The following is a 15250-nucleotide window of genomic DNA, read 5'->3' on the forward strand; positions in this document are numbered from 1 at the left end:
TTACCTCATTAAGATTGCGGCGTAGTTCATGGCATTTTTTTCTGAATCAATAGAAACACTTCTATCAATCGGTAAGACAAGCTCATCAACGATTTGAAATTCTTCTCTAAGGAGCTTTCTCACATCTTCTGCATTGCGAAAAAGATAGACATGGTCCGTACTTGCAGCCCATATCGCTGTCGTGATAAATACCTGACCGTTCGTTGTTAAATGTTGCTTCAAGATCCGAAGGACCTCATCTGGGTGATTCACATGTTCAATCAATTCACCGCAAATGATCCGATCGAATGGCTCACCTTCCGACAAATCGAATAGATTTTTATTTTGGAATGTGGCATCAGGCGCATTCAACAAGGCATGCGTCATCCCCGCAAACTCAATCGCCACCGAACTCAGGTCGAGACTGAGTCCTTCCCAATGTTTCATTTTTCTCATGAAATCAGACAAGAAAAAGCCTGTACCAGAAGGAACCTCTAAGACCCTGCCATTTTCAGGTGCTCCAGCAAGAAATTGATCACGAAAAAAGTAAATGATCTGCCGGTGGTTTCGCCAAAACGCCTGACTCATGAGTAATGCTTGCAAATATTGTTTCGCTTCATCTGGACTGCTGAGTGTTTTCTCGAATGCTTCCACAGCACTTTGGTAACGGTATTGTCCTGTACGCTCTAAATACATTTGTTCCTTGAGGAACTCCTTGCACATACGCGTAAAGCTTTGTAAATAATCAACATATTCATTTCCATTTCCCAATGCATGCGCCAACGCAATCTCGCATATTTCCTGTATCAAGTGCTTATCTTGAGGCGACAATTCATCATCAAGTAAATTTGCCGTTGAAAAATTCATACCCAGTTGACACTTGGTCAGGTGAAAAAGCTGTGAATAATCAGAAGGTCCCCTTTCATCATTTATCAACTGACTGACGGACATGACTTGTACTCCTTAATTTCTTGATAGCGGATCATTTTTTCTTCTTCTTGATCCCAGATGTGGTATGAAAAACACGCTATGATGTCTTGAAATCGCCAACTGGTTTTCGGAGATTGTTGAAATACAGGTACTGCATTAAACGCTTCCGGTAAGTGATAAAATGGTACCGTAGGTAAAATATGATGTACGGGATGAAAACCAATATTCCCACTCAACCAGTGACCAAGTGCTGACATCTCAAAATAGGATGTGCCGTATACTGCGGAAAATAGCTGATCACGCTCTTTTTCCTTGGGGAATAAGATCTCTGGCGTATTATGTTGAACATAAAACAAGTAGGTTCCAACAGCCGACGATATGAACATAGGTAAGATAAAAAGCATGCCAGCTTTTTGAAATCCCAAGAAATAAGTCAGGATGAAAATGATGGAAAAATGAATGGTTAAGGAAAGTAGCCCTTGCATCAAAAAGCGCTGTGGAATTTGAAACATCGGTTTCAAACAATTCATCAATAAAAACTGAAAGACATAACCAAAGATCATGAGGACTGGGTGACGTATCAACCGATAAGCCCGTCTATGCAACGGTGTCATCGCTATCCAGGTTTGTTTATCCACGATTGGAAACTCTCCAGATATGGTACGATTCAAGGCACCATTGTACTTATGATGTGTTCCATGACCATACGTCCAACCTTTTGGGGGACTCAGCGTAACGAATCCGTAGAGTTTCATTAAATTTTGATGAAAGATGGATTGGCGAAAAATCGCCTTATGCATCGTATCATGGTAAAAGGCAAATAAACGAACAATCACCAAACCAATCGCCACCGCAACCAATATATTGAGTAACAGGAAGTCAATATAAACTTGAACGGTGACTAATGCCCCAAGTATGAATAGCGTATTCCAAAGCAGACGCTTGGACTTTCCTTCATCTTCCACTGAAAACGGCTTAATCAAAGCATGTATCTCTTTCATTTTACTGACCATTTGAAATGAACTCATTCGCATGACACTCTTGGTATTAAATTCAGGGTTTCGAAATGAAGCAGTAAGTTCACCTTTGCATCGATGGATGCATGTGTATTTTCTGGAAGTTCCAAATCAAAATGCCGAACAATCATCTCAAGAAAAGCGTATATCTCAGCTAAGGCGAGGTTTTTCGCAACACATTGCCTTGGCCCCTTTCCAAATGGCATATAATGCGGCTTATTTCCCTTAAAATAACTGAAACGAGAAGGAGAAAATTCATGCTCATTTTCCCAGTGAGTTGCGTCACGATGCAAGTCAAAAACCGATATCCATACGTGCGCTTCACTGAACTGCTCTGGAGCTGTATCCATTTTGGTTCTGGGCAGTATCCAAACTGGCGGATACAGACGCAATACTTCAAAAATAAAACTTGCGAGATGATCCTCAAGGAGTTGCTCCTGAAATAAACCTTTATTTTCACCTTGATAATATGGACATTTTTGATGACCTGCCTCCCCCACTTGCTGCCGGATATCAGCAACCAACTCTGGATCCTTTGCTAAATGGTAAAGTGCCGCGACAAGGCTGTATGAACTGGTTTCTATCCCTCCAATCAAAAGGTTCATCATTTGGTCTAATACGGGTGTTAAATCATCTGAATTTTGCTCCTTTAAATACGCAAAAAGAACAACATCGCATAAATCATTCGGTCCATCAGTTGTGAACGATAAGACCTTTCTTTCCAATATTGGCAGAATGCTCGCTCTTAATGCGCGAAACCGTTTTGCAAAATTTAAGTCTCGATCTTGTGCCTCAAGCAGCCAATTCATGGGATTATCCGGATCCTGAATGTTTAAGAATTCAACCCCAAATAACGCCCTGAGAAAGACATCCAGTGTGTAATGGGTTGTCAATGAAAGCGGGGAAATTGAAAATGGTTCGTCGTTTGACTTGAGATTTCCGAGTATTTCTTGGGTTGATTGCCTGATGGACGTTGAAAAAAAGCCGTTTTCGTCCGATTTAAAATAACGTTGAACCGCCTTGCGTTGCTTTTTCCAAAGCGCGCCAGAGCTGACAAGCAAGCCCTCTCCAGCAAGCATTTTCACCAATTCTGTTCCAGGCCCCTTCTGAAAATGACGATTATCATACCTAAGAATTTCGTTCGCCTTTTCAACTTCAGTGACCATCTCAATTCCCTGATAATGGTCTCTCAAACGTATTTTTTTATCCTGTATTTCTGACTTCATTGAGGCCTCATTACAAATATCGAAATGTACCGCTGTATCGAAACACATCATTAAACGTACCATTAATCGGTATTCTATCTGTGTATGTATCGTTCTATCAATCTGGAAATAAGGATGAGTTTTTTATTGTCAGTATTTATTATTGTGTTTGTATAGAAACAAAAACGCTGCTGGCACAGTATCTGTCAACCAAACACCATTTTCCGAGATAAAAAAAGAAAAACCAGCTTGGTGCATTTTCTGTGAGTCAACCTGCAAGATCACAGGCTTTACATGACGCCCACCAACCTGCTTTGCCGTGACAATATCTCGAGATAGGTGTACATGTTGATGGTTTTGTGGCTGTATACATTGTTCGAGGATTGGCGAGAGTGACTGTGACTTCTGCATCATATCATCATTATCTGCCCAGCCTTGTTGATCTAGCTCAAGACCTATTTTTTGTGGGTGATGACGTAGGATCATACTCAGGAATTTACTGATATTTTCATCCTGTCTTTGTTCATTACTTCTCCTTTTTTAAAGTTTCGCGGCAGAATCCACCATATCAATGGATCAGATTCACTATTCTTAATAGAAAAGACTGATTTACAACTTACTTATGGAGTCAAATTAAAGGAGTGAAAAATTTTGAGAAGGGCTCTTTAAGAGCCCTTCTGCTTAATCCTCAGGTTATGCACGTACTCTGATGTAAAGAAGGCTTAGTAATGCAGAGATCAAATAGAACAAACTACCACCGCTGTCTTTTTTTGGTTTTGTAGCATCTGTCGGGTTAGGTCAATTACAAATTTCTACATCATAGGTTTTCGTTGATGTCTGTCCAAAATTATTTTCTACAACAAGTTCAAATTGAACTTTTGTATCTTCGGTCACAGACGGTGCTATGAATTTTAAAGTGTCATCATCTGCTTTAAAATGAACCGCGATACCGCTGTCTTTGGTCAACGACCATTTATAAGTCGTTTTTCCCTCAGAAAGTTCATTTGTCGCTACTTTTGGGCTAAAGTAAAACTGCTCACCCTCTTCAATACTAAGCTTGTCAGTTGTCTCTTGGATCATTGGTTTTTCTGGACACTCATACTTTAAAACATTCATGATCTGAATACTGACTACACCAGATACTTTATCCTCCCTCGTTTCACGAACTATCTTGAACCCATCTCGAATATCAATGCCATTTAGTTTTTCGGAAAATTCTTTTCTTTGCTGCTCACTATTCGGGAATCGAAACTTCACAGTACCATCTTTTAAAGTGATCTTCTTATCGAGTTGATCAAGTAACGTGAGTGATTCTCCTGACGGGGTCTTCAATGTTAGCTTTAAGCCATTGAGAGTGTCCAATTCATCATTAAAGTACTTTGCCAGAATGACGGGCTCAAAAAGCTCAATCTTCCCAAGTCCAATGATGTCTTCCTCAATGACTTGTTCATCACTTCTGAAATCTCCAGACAAAGCTGCTCTATGATAAATTGGTTGACCAACATATCGAGTCATTTTATTTTCTACATAATACTTTTTTCCATCAATCATCCCGCTAGCTATCAATTTGATGTTGATGGGTTCTACTTCGCTCGGTAACCCACAATAAAACTCTTCCGGTACCTGAACAGATAGTGTTTCTCTTGATTGGTTGAAGCATCTAAATAAACCATCCCATTTTTTACGACTTTATCAGACGTATTTTTAAGTCCAACAGGTATATCAATTTTACTTCCTGGATAAATTGTAGATTGAATGTCGAATTCATCTTTTGAATAAGGTGTTTTCATCACCTTATGATGCAATAAACCTATCAGTGATCCATGTGGTTGTGTTAAATGATCCACAAACCTTTCATCATCCGCATTCGCGATAAAACATAAACTGCTAACTGATGTAGCTAAGAGCACTTTATTAAATAAATTCATATAAATAACCGTGATTAACTTTCATATTCGATTCATATGAGGTTCATTATAATTGTTGAAGTATTAACCAAAGCTGAATAAAGTTAGTTAGGCTTACTTTTATTTTAACAATCAAGCAACCTCTAAGATAAAGTCCTTTTAAGTCAAATAGTTTGAAATGAGGGTTTAAAATGATCGATAACTGTCAAAGAAAGGAGGTTGAGGTTGAGGTTGAGGTTGAGGTTGAAAGGTATGTTAAGGATGTAAGTACATTTTGAGAGAGATCTCTTACACCGCGAACTCTGTCGCGGTGAGTCTCCAATCATGAGCAATTTTGTAATATCGCATCGATAGCCCTTTTTTCCTGTTCATCAATGACAAGTTGATATTTTTCTTTCACTGCCACCCACTTTTTAATGTAAGTACAATGGTAGTTCACATTCTCAGGTAACCACTGTGCTGGATCTTTTGAGCCTTTTTGTCTGTTTTCCAAGGCTTCAACAACGAGCAAATTATCCATATCATTCGCAAAGGCTGTTTTTTCGGATTTGTTCCAACGATTCGCACCACTGATAAATGCTTCTTTTAGCGGAACAATATGGTCAATATCTAATTCCGATGAGTCTGTGAATAACCGTCCGGTGTATGGACACTGCCACGCACCAGTTTTCACTTTGCATCGTTTTGTTTGCCAACTGGATACTTCATGTTTCGCATCCCGCAATAACACTTCGACTCGGGTATTCTGACAATCCTTATCAGCATCCAGCCAATGTCGCCAGTTCTTCCTGCTGTACTTTTTTTTCATCAGTGAAAAACAAGGTTCTTTATGGCAATGATAAATGCCTGTATCCCGATAAGTGTGCCCTCCTTGTGCATCCAGTCTTCCTGCGTGGGCCTGTACTTGTGTTGAAAGAAAAAGTGAGGGTAACACGTAGATTATTTTTTTCATTTTTATATCTTTCAGGTCATTTATGACGCGCAGAAGTATATTTCATCATTAGTACAATTTCATTACAAAAATCGTATTAATTTTAACTAATTAAAGCCGAATATCTTCTTATTAAACGCGAACTAGCGTAATGAAATATAATAATCAATACAAAAGAGTGAGTGATATAGATAAAAATTAATACTAGATATTTTACAATTTTTATTCAGTGGACAAACGCAATGCCAGAAAAGCATCGGTATTCAAAATATTTGATAATCGTACCTATGATAAAACATCGATGCTCAAACATACCGGGAAAAAAATAGTCTCTATCAGGTTGAAGTGGAGTTAGGATGGAATTTACTTAGAAGTCATTATTTTCGAGGAATTGTCAGTGTCGTAATATCCCGTGTCGTACACGGTTGTCCATCAAGATACTCAAAGATCACTTCATCTTTCTTTATGTGTACTTTGCTTAAACTCACCGTATGCGCAATATCATGATGCATACAAATTGACTCAACACTTGGTTCCGGCCAATGTCCCTGATGAAATAAATTCAGTTCAGAAAAACTACTCGGGGCTAATTGTTCGAACAAGCGCTCCCGCTTTTCAACAACCTCACAAATAGGAGAAGAGGTATACATATTCGGCGCTTGTCTTTGAAGCACATGTTCTCCATCCCATCGCCACTGCCTTTGAGTATCCAGTGAAAGATAAAAAAATGAGAAAGGGGGATAGATGGTCAGTTGCTCTTGGTCAAAGAATGCATCTAGGTCGATGTCCTTTTCCTGATTGAGCAGCATTTGAATAATTTGTCCACGCGTTGTCAGGCCATCTTTATCAAAAGAACCGGACTTTGGATATTCATTGAGGAGAGCAAAGACTTCCCCATACTCTGTGACTGCCAGCCAAGTGCCCCCGCCATCAGGATCGATGGGATGAAGTGATTCGCCGCGCTTTGTTGAAAAAAGCTCAGGCTTCGTTGCTTGTGCTCGCTCATTGCGCTCATCACGACTAAAACAAATTAACATCTCTTCCTGAGAGGCGAGCCAGCTAATTGTGCACATAGGCAGCAACTCTTATTTCATCAGGCAAATAGTTCACCTATTGTCGGGTTGTTTCTGCAAGCAATGAAAGATGGCTGTGCAGGCATGGATTGAAACCTTGTAACATTCTAATAAGTGTAGTTGTCACAATATAGAATACCAATCCAGCTAAAAATCATGCTCATGGCGTTTGTGGAACCGCACCATATTCAAACAATATTTGAAGCATTTTAACGTTTTGGTTGGCCATCGCCATTGGAGTACGTTCATGCAGATCTTGATAATGAATATGATCCCCTGACGTTAATTGGCCCAAACGATGTGCAAATTTAACGAGTCGATTGTATGTTTGCTTTGATATTCGCATCCTGTGCTTCCTTCAAATGGATGAATTGCGCTAAAATACCGCCCTTTTGTAAATTTAGGAAATTCTATGCCAGCTGTCATCTATCTCAACAAAGGTCGAGAGAAATCTCTACTACGCAAGCATCCCTGGGTGTTCTCGCGTGCGATCAAACAGGTGAAAGGGAAACCTCGCCTGGGTGAAACAGTTGATATTTATGATGCGGATGGTCGCTGGTTAGCAAAAGGCGCTTATTCCCCTGATTCACAAATCCGTGTCCGTGTATGGAGCTTTGAGCAATCAGAAATGATTGACCGTGATTTCTTTATCCGTAAAGTACGCCAAGCGCATCTTGCACGTAAGGATTTCATCGAACGAGGTGACTTGACGGGATACCGCGTCGTAGCAGCAGAATCAGATGGCCTACCCGGCATCACAATTGACCGATATAACCAAGTGTTGGTGACACAGCTTTTGAGCGCAGGGTCGGAGCTATTCAAAGCGGATATCGTCGCAGCATTACAAACAGAGTTTCCTGAGCTCTCAATCTACGATCGTTCAGATGTTGAAGTACGTAAAAAAGAAGGCTTAACCCTGTCGAAGGGCTGGCTTGTTGATCAAGGGCACGCGCCAATTCAGGAAATATCCGAATATGGTGTACGCATTCAAGTGAATGTCGAAGAAGGTCATAAGACGGGGTTCTATCTCGATCAGCGAGAAAGTCGACGAGTAAGCGGGATCTATGCGCAAGGTAAATCCGTTCTCAATTGTTTCAGCTATACCGGAACCTTCTCATTACATGCCTTAAAAGGTGGTGCAAGTCATGTCGAAAACGTGGATGTTTCTGACAAAGCACTCGAATTAGCCGCACAAAATCATCACCTGAATGAACACGATGAACAACACGTCCAGTTTCATAAAAAAGATGTATTTAAACTGTTGCGCGAATATCGGGATCAAGGCAAAACATTCGATATGATCATCATGGATCCACCGAAATTTGCTGACTCAAAAGCACAACTCAATGGTGCTTGTCGTGGATATAAAGATATTAATCTACTTGCCATGCAATTGCTAAAGCCAGGTGGGTACCTCCTCACTTTTTCTTGCTCTGGACTCATGGAGCCTGGGTTATTCCAAAAAATCGTTGCTGATGCTGCTTTAGATGCAGGGCGTGATGTTTCTTTTGTTGAATTTTTAAATCAAGCCCCCGATCACCCTGTTGCAAGCTTTTACCCTGAAGGGCATTACTTAAAAGGCATTGTCTGTCAGGTCAATTAGGGTCTTTTACTCTTTCATGAATGTCGCTGCTAGCGGCCTATTTTTCGCGATTTCAGGCCGGATGGAACGCCGTGTAGTTGGAGCTACAAGAGAGACAAGGCAGTAACGTGGAAAAATAGCCCCAGCATTAAGTTTTGAAGAACTTCATGGAGTCAGTTAACTGCCGCGCCTGTTGTGTCAGAGTATCCGATGTCGCTGCCAGCTCTTCTGAGGCAGATGCACTTTGATGAGAAACTTGCGTGAGGTCATCAATCGAGTCCGCAATTGCAATAACACCTGATGTTTGCTCTTCTGAAGCCAAGGTAATTTCTTCGACCAATTGCGCCGTTTCTTGGATCTCTGGCAGCATTTTTTCGAATCCTATCCCTGCTTGCTCTGCCAGATTGACAACAATTGTTGCTAGTTCTCCGATCTCTTGGCTGGATGCTTGGCTTCGCTCAGCCAACTTTCTCACTTCATCTGCAACCACCGCAAATCCTTTCCCTTGCTCTCCTGCCCGTGCTGCCTCAATTGCTGCATTTAGGGCTAATAAATTCGTTTTGTAGGCAATATCATCAATCAACTCGATTCGATCGCTAATTTTCTTGATTGCATTGGTTGTCTCTGTGACAGACTTCTTCCCGTTCACTGCCTTCTGTGCTGCATTCGAAGCAATCACATTAGTTTTTTTCGCATTATCTGAATTTGCAGATATTGTGGCTCGAATTTCTTCTAAAGAGGACGAGGTATGTTCGATATTACTTGAAATGGTATTCGCCCCATGGCTAAGGGACTGAGCTGTACTGGCAACATCCTGCGAGGCTGATGTGAGTGCTTCTGCATTCGTTTGTACGAGTAGAATCGAGTTCTTTAATTGTGTGATCATATCATTAATCGCAGAGAGCAGGCGTCCAAACTCATCCTTTCTCGTTGATTTTGCAGAAACATTCAGGTTTCCATCTGCTACTTTCGATATAATCTCGATCGCCTTATACAAAGGTCGAATTATCACAAGCTGGATCATAAGCAATAAAGTAATGATTAAGAAGATATCAAGAAATAACGCTTCAATAATTGCGTCATTACGCTTCTCATCCAGGCGCTCAGAGATATGGGCATTCGTTGTTTGTAAGATCAGAGTCCCAACTTTCTTGTCAGATTTATTTTCTCGTTTGAAGTAAAGCGTTTTGATAGTCAATTCGGGATCTGCAGTTTGCGAATCAGAGACTTTTAATTCCGATCTGTCTTTCTTTAGACGGTTACTTTCTTTCCGGATAGTAAATAGTACGCCCCCATCAATATCGAGAATGCTAATTCCTTCTAGATAAGGGCTCGTGATCTCAGATCGAAGTACCTCTTCAACAAGCTCGTGGGAAAACTCCCAAAGGGCGGATGGAACAGCAAGTTGGACCCGTGCTTGAATATCTTCAACTGCACGGTTTTTTCCTTCATAAAGTTCTAGCTTTGCTCGATGGAATGAAATATAGGCGAACGCAGAAAACACGATAGATGTAAGTACTATCGTCAAAGAGATTAGTCTAAATGCCAAATTGTGTCTGATATGGATCATCCAGCGAGCCGAAAAACCATGAAAAACTCGTATTGGAAAGTGTAGACCAATCTGGCGTTTAGCGGTGGTTATTCATTCATTTCCATAATTTCAGCGCCGATAATAAAGCAATCCTCGCTCTCTTTTCCACAACGGATCACTTTGATCACAGCATCCAATGCAGGCACACTATCAATAGAAGACTCTAGTTTTGCACGGAGGCAGGTACCCAGCTCCAGTGGCTCATCTATTTCTATCGACATACCTGTTGCACTCAAATCGCGACAAATACCATCAAGCTTCCTGCCTGCTTCGGAGTCCATCACATATAATTCAAGATCGGTATTGACGATCATTCGAAAAAAATCTCTTTTATCATCCAAGTGCAGCATGCTTTTCTCCGCTAATCACAGATCTCATAGGCGATGATGACATGAAAATTCGTTCCTGAAAAGTAGTCAGTGCAGTATTCTTTCATAAAAGCGTTTCAATCCCCATAGACATATGTTTTCAAAAAAGGATGAAACACCATTTAAATTTATGACTATGCACCACTTCAATTATAGCTGCGGACTCCTCTGACTTTGGCGAACAAAATAATCTATCAAATCGATCAAGTCTGAGATTGAGAATGGTTTTGTGATGTACTCATCGCATCCGGCCTCAAAGGCTGTTTGCTTTTCAGCATCTGTATCAAGTCCAGATACCATGATAATTGGGATGTGTTTCGTCTCAGGTGTGTTTTTCAATAATCGGCAAATATCGTAGCCATTTAATCCAGGCATACAGACATCCAGCAAAATCACATCAGGTTGATGAGCGACGGCATACTCTAAACAAGCAGCGCCAGAATCAACGTAATTTAAATCAAACCGAGGACTGAATGATGCGCTCAGCATTTCAAAATTGAAATACTCATCATCAACAACAAGAACGCTTGTGAGCGATTCTGAATATTCCTTTGATGAAGGGTCCATATGTCCCATCCTTCTTTCTGCTCTATGTAACTGACTTCAAAGTAAGGCCGTCATTCACGACCTTCTGATTGTATAAGCAGCGGCGTCACTGCTCATCTCCCCCATGTGCTCAACGAATAGCAATAAATTCGCTGAGTTTCAAGCCCCTTTTCATGCTTTCACATCCTGAATTGCATTGAATATCCGTTTTGCCGATATCGGATATTTTGTTCCGAGAACCTGAGCAAATAAACTCACTCTTAATTCTTCAATCATCCATCTGATCTCAGTCACATCAGATGGTAATTGAGGTAAATGGGAATATTGACTAGCCAGCTTTTCATAAGCTGCCATCACCTTTTCAATTTCGATCATTTGTAATCGATCACGATTGGGGTCAACAGGCAACTTTTCAAATCGACGTTCGATTGCCTGAAAATACCGCAATATGTCATCCAATCGCTCTGGTCCAACTGATGTCACAAACCCTTTAAAAATGAACGCATCAATCTGATGATTGATATCACCATGCGCCTGGATCATTGTTAAGTCGACACGTCCTTTCATCTTTTTACGGATCCCATGCGCTAATGACAATACCTGTTCCACTTTTTGGGCAACCACGAGCATATGATCAGCCAAGTGCATCCGGATCATATCCCTTTGCTGCTGGTAGGATTGTTCATCTCGTGCAGGAGCCGTATCAGCCAGTAGTGAAAGTGCTGAAGCAAATATACAATCATCGAGCAGATCATTCACATTCCCGAAAGGGTTAAAATACAATCCTAATTTTGATTTGTTCGGCAAATTTGCTTGTAAATAGCGGATGGGTGACTGTGTATTGATTAAAATTAAGCGTACTAGGCCATGCCGATGAGCCAATTCAGCCTTATCTTGCGCATCCATCAGCTCAATCGAGACTGACTTCTTCTGATCAATTAATGCTGGGAATGCTTTGATCTCGTACCCAGCTTGAACTTGTGAAAAAGACTCTGGTAATGCTCCAAAATCCCAGTCAATAATATCAGCGCGCTCAATACTGTCATTCGCGACATCTTTAATCGTCTGCTGAACCTGCCCCTCTAGAGATTGTTGCAAAATAGAAAGGTGACGCCCCTGCCCAACGATTGTTTTCTTATCATCCACAACATGGAAATTGATTTTAAGGTGTTCTGGAACTTGAGACCAATCCCAAGCATCTTCAGGAATGCTCACGCCTGTCATTCGTCTTAAATGGTTGGCGACCTGCTCTAACAATTTCCCTTGATAAGGTTGTTCTGACAGTTTTTGTAATACTGCATCCGCATAGTTAGGTGCCGGGACAAAGTTACGGCGAATGGGTTTAGGCAGCGACTTGATCAGTGCAATAATTAATTCTTGACGCTGTGCTGGAATACCCCAATCAAAACCATCTTCTTTCACTTGATTGAGTAACCCCAGTGGGATTTTAACCGAAACGCCATCAGCCTGCCTACCAGGTTCGAAAGTATACACCAGCGGCAGACGCAGGTTGCCTTGCTGCCACACTTCAGGATACGCATCCGATGTGACTTCAGCTGAATCCCGTTTCATGAGCTCTTCCAAAGAAAAGTCCAAGTAATTTGGCTGTTGTTTACTTTGCTTTTTCCACCAATGGTTGAAGTCAGCCTGATCACAGATGTCTGCCGGAACCCGCGTGTCATAAAATTCAGCAAGGCTCTCTTCATCCACCAAGATATCCCGACGACGAATTTTATCTTCCATTTCGTGGACTTTCGCAACAAGTGACTGATTATGTTTTAAAAATGGATAGCGTCCACTCAACTGACCGTTCACCAGTGCTTCTCGAATAAAAATCTCTCGACATGCATGGGGGTCAATCCGCGTATACACAGCGGAGCGCTTTGGAACAACCACGATGCCGTAGAGGCTGACTTGTTCAAAGGCAACAACACTGCCCTTTTTCTTTTCCCAGTGTGGCTCACTATAATGACGCTTCACCAAATGATCAGCCAAAGGCTCAACCCACTCTGGTTTAAAGCGTGCATTCATTCTGGCAAAGAGTTTTGATGTTTCCACCAATTCCGCAGACATCAACCATTTCGGTTGACTTTTAAACAGGCCAGAACCCGGGAAGATAAAGAATTTACTATTCCGCGCGCCAAGATATTCACCCTGTTTATATTTAAATCCGATATGACTGAGTAAGCCAGACAGTAATGCACGGTGAATTGAATCCTCATCCGCAGGCTCCTGATTGACCTTGAGAGATAACTCCTGTGCCGACTGAGAAAGTTGGCTATAAATATCCTGCCACTCACGGATACGAATGTAATTTAAATATTCCGTTCGACATAACTTACGAAACTGAGATCGGCTCAGACTGTCCATCTTCTCGCCAAGATATTGCCAAAGATTGAGAAAGGCAAGAAAGTCTGATCGGTCATCAAAAAATCGGCGATGCGCTTCATCAGATGCTTGCTGCTTGTCTAATGGACGCTCTCTTGGATCCTGAATACTTAGTGCACTAACAATAATCATTACTTCTTCAAGGGCGCCAAACTGAGCACCAGTCAGTACCATCTTTGCCAAACGTGGGTCTATCGGTAATCGAGATAAGCGCTTCCCTTCCTGCGTTAATCGTCGGTTTTGTTGTTTCTTTTGAGGTTGAACAGCGCGCAGCTCTTCAAGCAAGCGTAAGCCATCATTAATATGTCGATTATCTGGCGGCTCGACAAATGGGAATCGCTGAATATCACCCAGACCTAATGCCAACATCTGTAAGATTACGGATGCCAGGTTTGTTCTTAAGATTTCTGGATCGGTAAACTCTGGGCGTTGTAAGAAATCTTCTTCAGAATACAAACGGATACAGATCCCCGCCTCAACCCGGCCACAGCGTCCCATTCGCTGATTTGCACTTGCTTGAGAAATTGGCTCAATCGGCAAGCGTTGCACCTTCGTACGATAACTATATCTTGAGATCCGCGCTGTCCCTGGGTCAATCACATAACGAATACCCGGGACTGTCAAAGAGGTTTCTGCAACGTTCGTGGATAGAATGATCCGGCGACCACCGTGGGGATGAAATACTCTGTTTTGCTCCGCAGCAGAGAGTCGAGCAAATAACGGTAATATCTCAGTATCTCGCAATCGACGTTTTTCCAACACTTCTGCGGTGTCACGTATTTCACGTTCGCCATTCATGAAAATAAGAATATCACCAGGCCCTTCAGCCATTAGCTCATCCACAGCATCGAAGATGGCTTGCAGTTGATCCCGCTCTTCATCCTTTTCTTCATCAATCATCGGATGATAACGAACCTCAACTGGATAAGTCCGGCCAGAGACTTCAATAATAGGCGCATCATCAAAATGCTTTGAAAACCGCTCCGGATCAATGGTTGCGGAAGTGATGATCACTTTTAAGTCAGGACGTTTTGGCAGTAATCGTTTAAGATAGCCAAGGATAAAATCGATATTTAAGCTTCTTTCGTGGGCTTCATCAATGATAATGGTATCGTACTGATCCAAAAACTTATCTTGCTGGATCTCGGCCAATAAAATCCCATCTGTCATCAATTTAATCAAGCTGTCTGACTTTACTTTATCTGTAAAACGGACTTTATAGCCGACATGAGAGCCTAATTCACAGTTCATCTCTTCTGCGATACGGGTTGCAACTGAACGTGCGGCGATTCTTCTCGGCTGTGTATGCCCGATAAAACCAGAGATACCGCGCCCAACTTCCATGCATATTTTTGGAATTTGGGTTGTTTTCCCTGAGCCGGTTTCACCTGCAATAATGACGACCTGATGATCGCGAATTGCCTCAGCAATTTCATCTTTTTTCTGAGAAACAGGGAGTTGTTGAGGATAAGTGACTTTTGGAATGGAAGACGCGCGTTGCTCACAAAGTGCAACTGACTTTTCTATTTGCGAGGAAAGAGAAGCCAGCGCCTGAGCCTGTTTGTCAGCATCTTGTTGTTTTTTTAAATCATTAAGCTTTCGCTGAAAACGAAACTGGTCTTTTTTTAATGCATTTTTAATTTTTAAAGCCAGCACACTGACAGAAATACTCATGACTACCACGTCCCCATCCAATTGAAGCCCGCCATTTTACTGCGCTTAGCCTACAATCAC

The 15250-nt window shown here is 41.6% G+C and carries 14 protein-coding genes; 1 reads left to right on the plus strand and 13 read right to left on the minus strand.

What is annotated here, in order from left to right; genetic code table 11:
* The 9 genes from C505_RS0106920 to C505_RS0106965 all read right to left on the minus strand — a co-directional run bounded on the left by C505_RS0106920 (position 1) and on the right by C505_RS0106965 (position 7387).
* Complete coding sequence (locus C505_RS0106920) at positions 1 to 930, minus strand: class I SAM-dependent methyltransferase (RefSeq protein WP_018691866.1); 930 nt, start codon at positions 928 to 930, stop codon at positions 1 to 3.
* Entirely contained in the window at positions 912 to 1937 is a 1026-nt protein-coding gene (locus C505_RS0106925; protein ID WP_018691867.1) for a fatty acid desaturase family protein, read from the minus strand. Before C505_RS0106925 ends, C505_RS0106920 begins: the two co-directional genes overlap by 19 nt.
* Complete coding sequence (locus C505_RS0106930) at positions 1934 to 3151, minus strand: cytochrome P450 (protein WP_018691868.1); 1218 nt, start codon at positions 3149 to 3151, stop codon at positions 1934 to 1936. Before C505_RS0106930 ends, C505_RS0106925 begins: the two co-directional genes overlap by 4 nt.
* Positions 3152 to 3280: 129 nt before the next feature.
* Positions 3281 to 3634 (minus strand): RNA 2'-phosphotransferase, encoded by a 354-nt coding sequence (locus tag C505_RS0106935; protein ID WP_281167118.1) that lies wholly within the window; start codon positions 3632 to 3634, stop codon positions 3281 to 3283.
* Positions 3635 to 3928: 294 nt separating this feature from the next.
* Positions 3929 to 4645 (minus strand): hypothetical protein, encoded by a 717-nt coding sequence (locus C505_RS0106940; RefSeq protein WP_157368865.1) that lies wholly within the window; start codon positions 4643 to 4645, stop codon positions 3929 to 3931.
* Positions 4646 to 4713: 68 nt separating this feature from the next.
* A complete protein-coding gene (locus C505_RS0106945; protein ID WP_018691871.1) occupies positions 4714 to 5058 on the minus strand; it encodes a hypothetical protein in 345 nt (114 codons plus the stop codon).
* A 301-nt stretch (positions 5059 to 5359) separates the two neighbouring features.
* Positions 5360 to 5989 carry an HNH endonuclease gene (locus tag C505_RS0106955; RefSeq protein WP_018691872.1) on the minus strand — a complete coding sequence of 210 codons (630 nt, stop codon included), beginning with the start codon at positions 5987 to 5989 and terminating at the stop codon, positions 5360 to 5362.
* Positions 5990 to 6345: 356 nt separating this feature from the next.
* On the minus strand, positions 6346 to 7041 hold the full coding sequence (locus tag C505_RS0106960; protein WP_018691873.1) for an NRDE family protein: 696 nt from the start codon (positions 7039 to 7041) through the stop codon (positions 6346 to 6348).
* 160 nt (positions 7042 to 7201) lie between these two features.
* Positions 7202 to 7387, minus strand: coding sequence for a hypothetical protein (locus tag C505_RS0106965; RefSeq protein ID WP_018691874.1), 186 nt, complete (start codon positions 7385 to 7387; stop codon positions 7202 to 7204).
* Between the two features lie 66 nt (positions 7388 to 7453).
* On the opposite strand from C505_RS0106965, the gene C505_RS0106970 reads away from it, so the two are divergent.
* Complete coding sequence (locus tag C505_RS0106970; RefSeq protein ID WP_018691875.1) at positions 7454 to 8644, plus strand: class I SAM-dependent methyltransferase; 1191 nt, start codon at positions 7454 to 7456, stop codon at positions 8642 to 8644.
* A 127-nt stretch (positions 8645 to 8771) separates the two neighbouring features.
* Here C505_RS0106970 and C505_RS21690 read toward each other — a convergent pair whose 3' ends face one another.
* From C505_RS21690 to hrpA, 4 genes are all read right to left on the minus strand, one after another.
* A complete protein-coding gene (locus C505_RS21690) occupies positions 8772 to 10151 on the minus strand; it encodes a methyl-accepting chemotaxis protein (protein WP_169337015.1) in 1380 nt (459 codons plus the stop codon).
* A gap of 110 nt (positions 10152 to 10261) precedes the next feature.
* A complete protein-coding gene (locus tag C505_RS0106980; protein ID WP_018691877.1) occupies positions 10262 to 10564 on the minus strand; it encodes a PilZ domain-containing protein in 303 nt (100 codons plus the stop codon).
* 168 nt (positions 10565 to 10732) lie between these two features.
* Entirely contained in the window at positions 10733 to 11158 is a 426-nt protein-coding gene (locus C505_RS21695; RefSeq protein ID WP_018691878.1) for a response regulator, read from the minus strand.
* Between the two features lie 141 nt (positions 11159 to 11299).
* Positions 11300 to 15190: an ATP-dependent RNA helicase HrpA gene (hrpA, locus tag C505_RS0106990; protein ID WP_018691879.1), complete on the minus strand. Its 3891-nt coding sequence runs from the start codon at positions 15188 to 15190 to the stop codon at positions 11300 to 11302.
* Positions 15191 to 15250 lie beyond the last annotated feature (60 nt).

The sequence above is a fragment of the Algicola sagamiensis DSM 14643 genome (assembly GCF_000374485.1).
GTDB lineage: Bacteria > Pseudomonadota > Gammaproteobacteria > Enterobacterales > Alteromonadaceae > Algicola > Algicola sagamiensis.

Coding starts and splice junctions, on each gene's coding strand:
- C505_RS0106970 (WP_018691875.1), top strand. CDS start 7,454: ATGCCAGCTGTCATCTATCTCAACAAAGGTCGAGAGAAATCTCTACTA.
- C505_RS0106920 (WP_018691866.1), bottom strand. CDS start 930: ATGTCCGTCAGTCAGTTGATAAATGATGAAAGGGGACCTTCTGATTAT.
- C505_RS0106940 (WP_157368865.1), bottom strand. CDS start 4,645: ATGACTCGATATGTTGGTCAACCAATTTATCATAGAGCAGCTTTGTCT.
- C505_RS0106925 (WP_018691867.1), bottom strand. CDS start 1,937: ATGAGTTCATTTCAAATGGTCAGTAAAATGAAAGAGATACATGCTTTG.
- C505_RS21695 (WP_018691878.1), bottom strand. CDS start 11,158: ATGGGACATATGGACCCTTCATCAAAGGAATATTCAGAATCGCTCACA.
- C505_RS0106955 (WP_018691872.1), bottom strand. CDS start 5,989: ATGAAAAAAATAATCTACGTGTTACCCTCACTTTTTCTTTCAACACAA.
- C505_RS0106945 (WP_018691871.1), bottom strand. CDS start 5,058: ATGAATTTATTTAATAAAGTGCTCTTAGCTACATCAGTTAGCAGTTTA.
- C505_RS0106930 (WP_018691868.1), bottom strand. CDS start 3,151: ATGAAGTCAGAAATACAGGATAAAAAAATACGTTTGAGAGACCATTAT.
- C505_RS0106980 (WP_018691877.1), bottom strand. CDS start 10,564: ATGCTGCACTTGGATGATAAAAGAGATTTTTTTCGAATGATCGTCAAT.
- hrpA (WP_018691879.1), bottom strand. CDS start 15,190: ATGAGTATTTCTGTCAGTGTGCTGGCTTTAAAAATTAAAAATGCATTA.
- C505_RS0106965 (WP_018691874.1), bottom strand. CDS start 7,387: ATGCGAATATCAAAGCAAACATACAATCGACTCGTTAAATTTGCACAT.
- C505_RS0106960 (WP_018691873.1), bottom strand. CDS start 7,041: ATGTGCACAATTAGCTGGCTCGCCTCTCAGGAAGAGATGTTAATTTGT.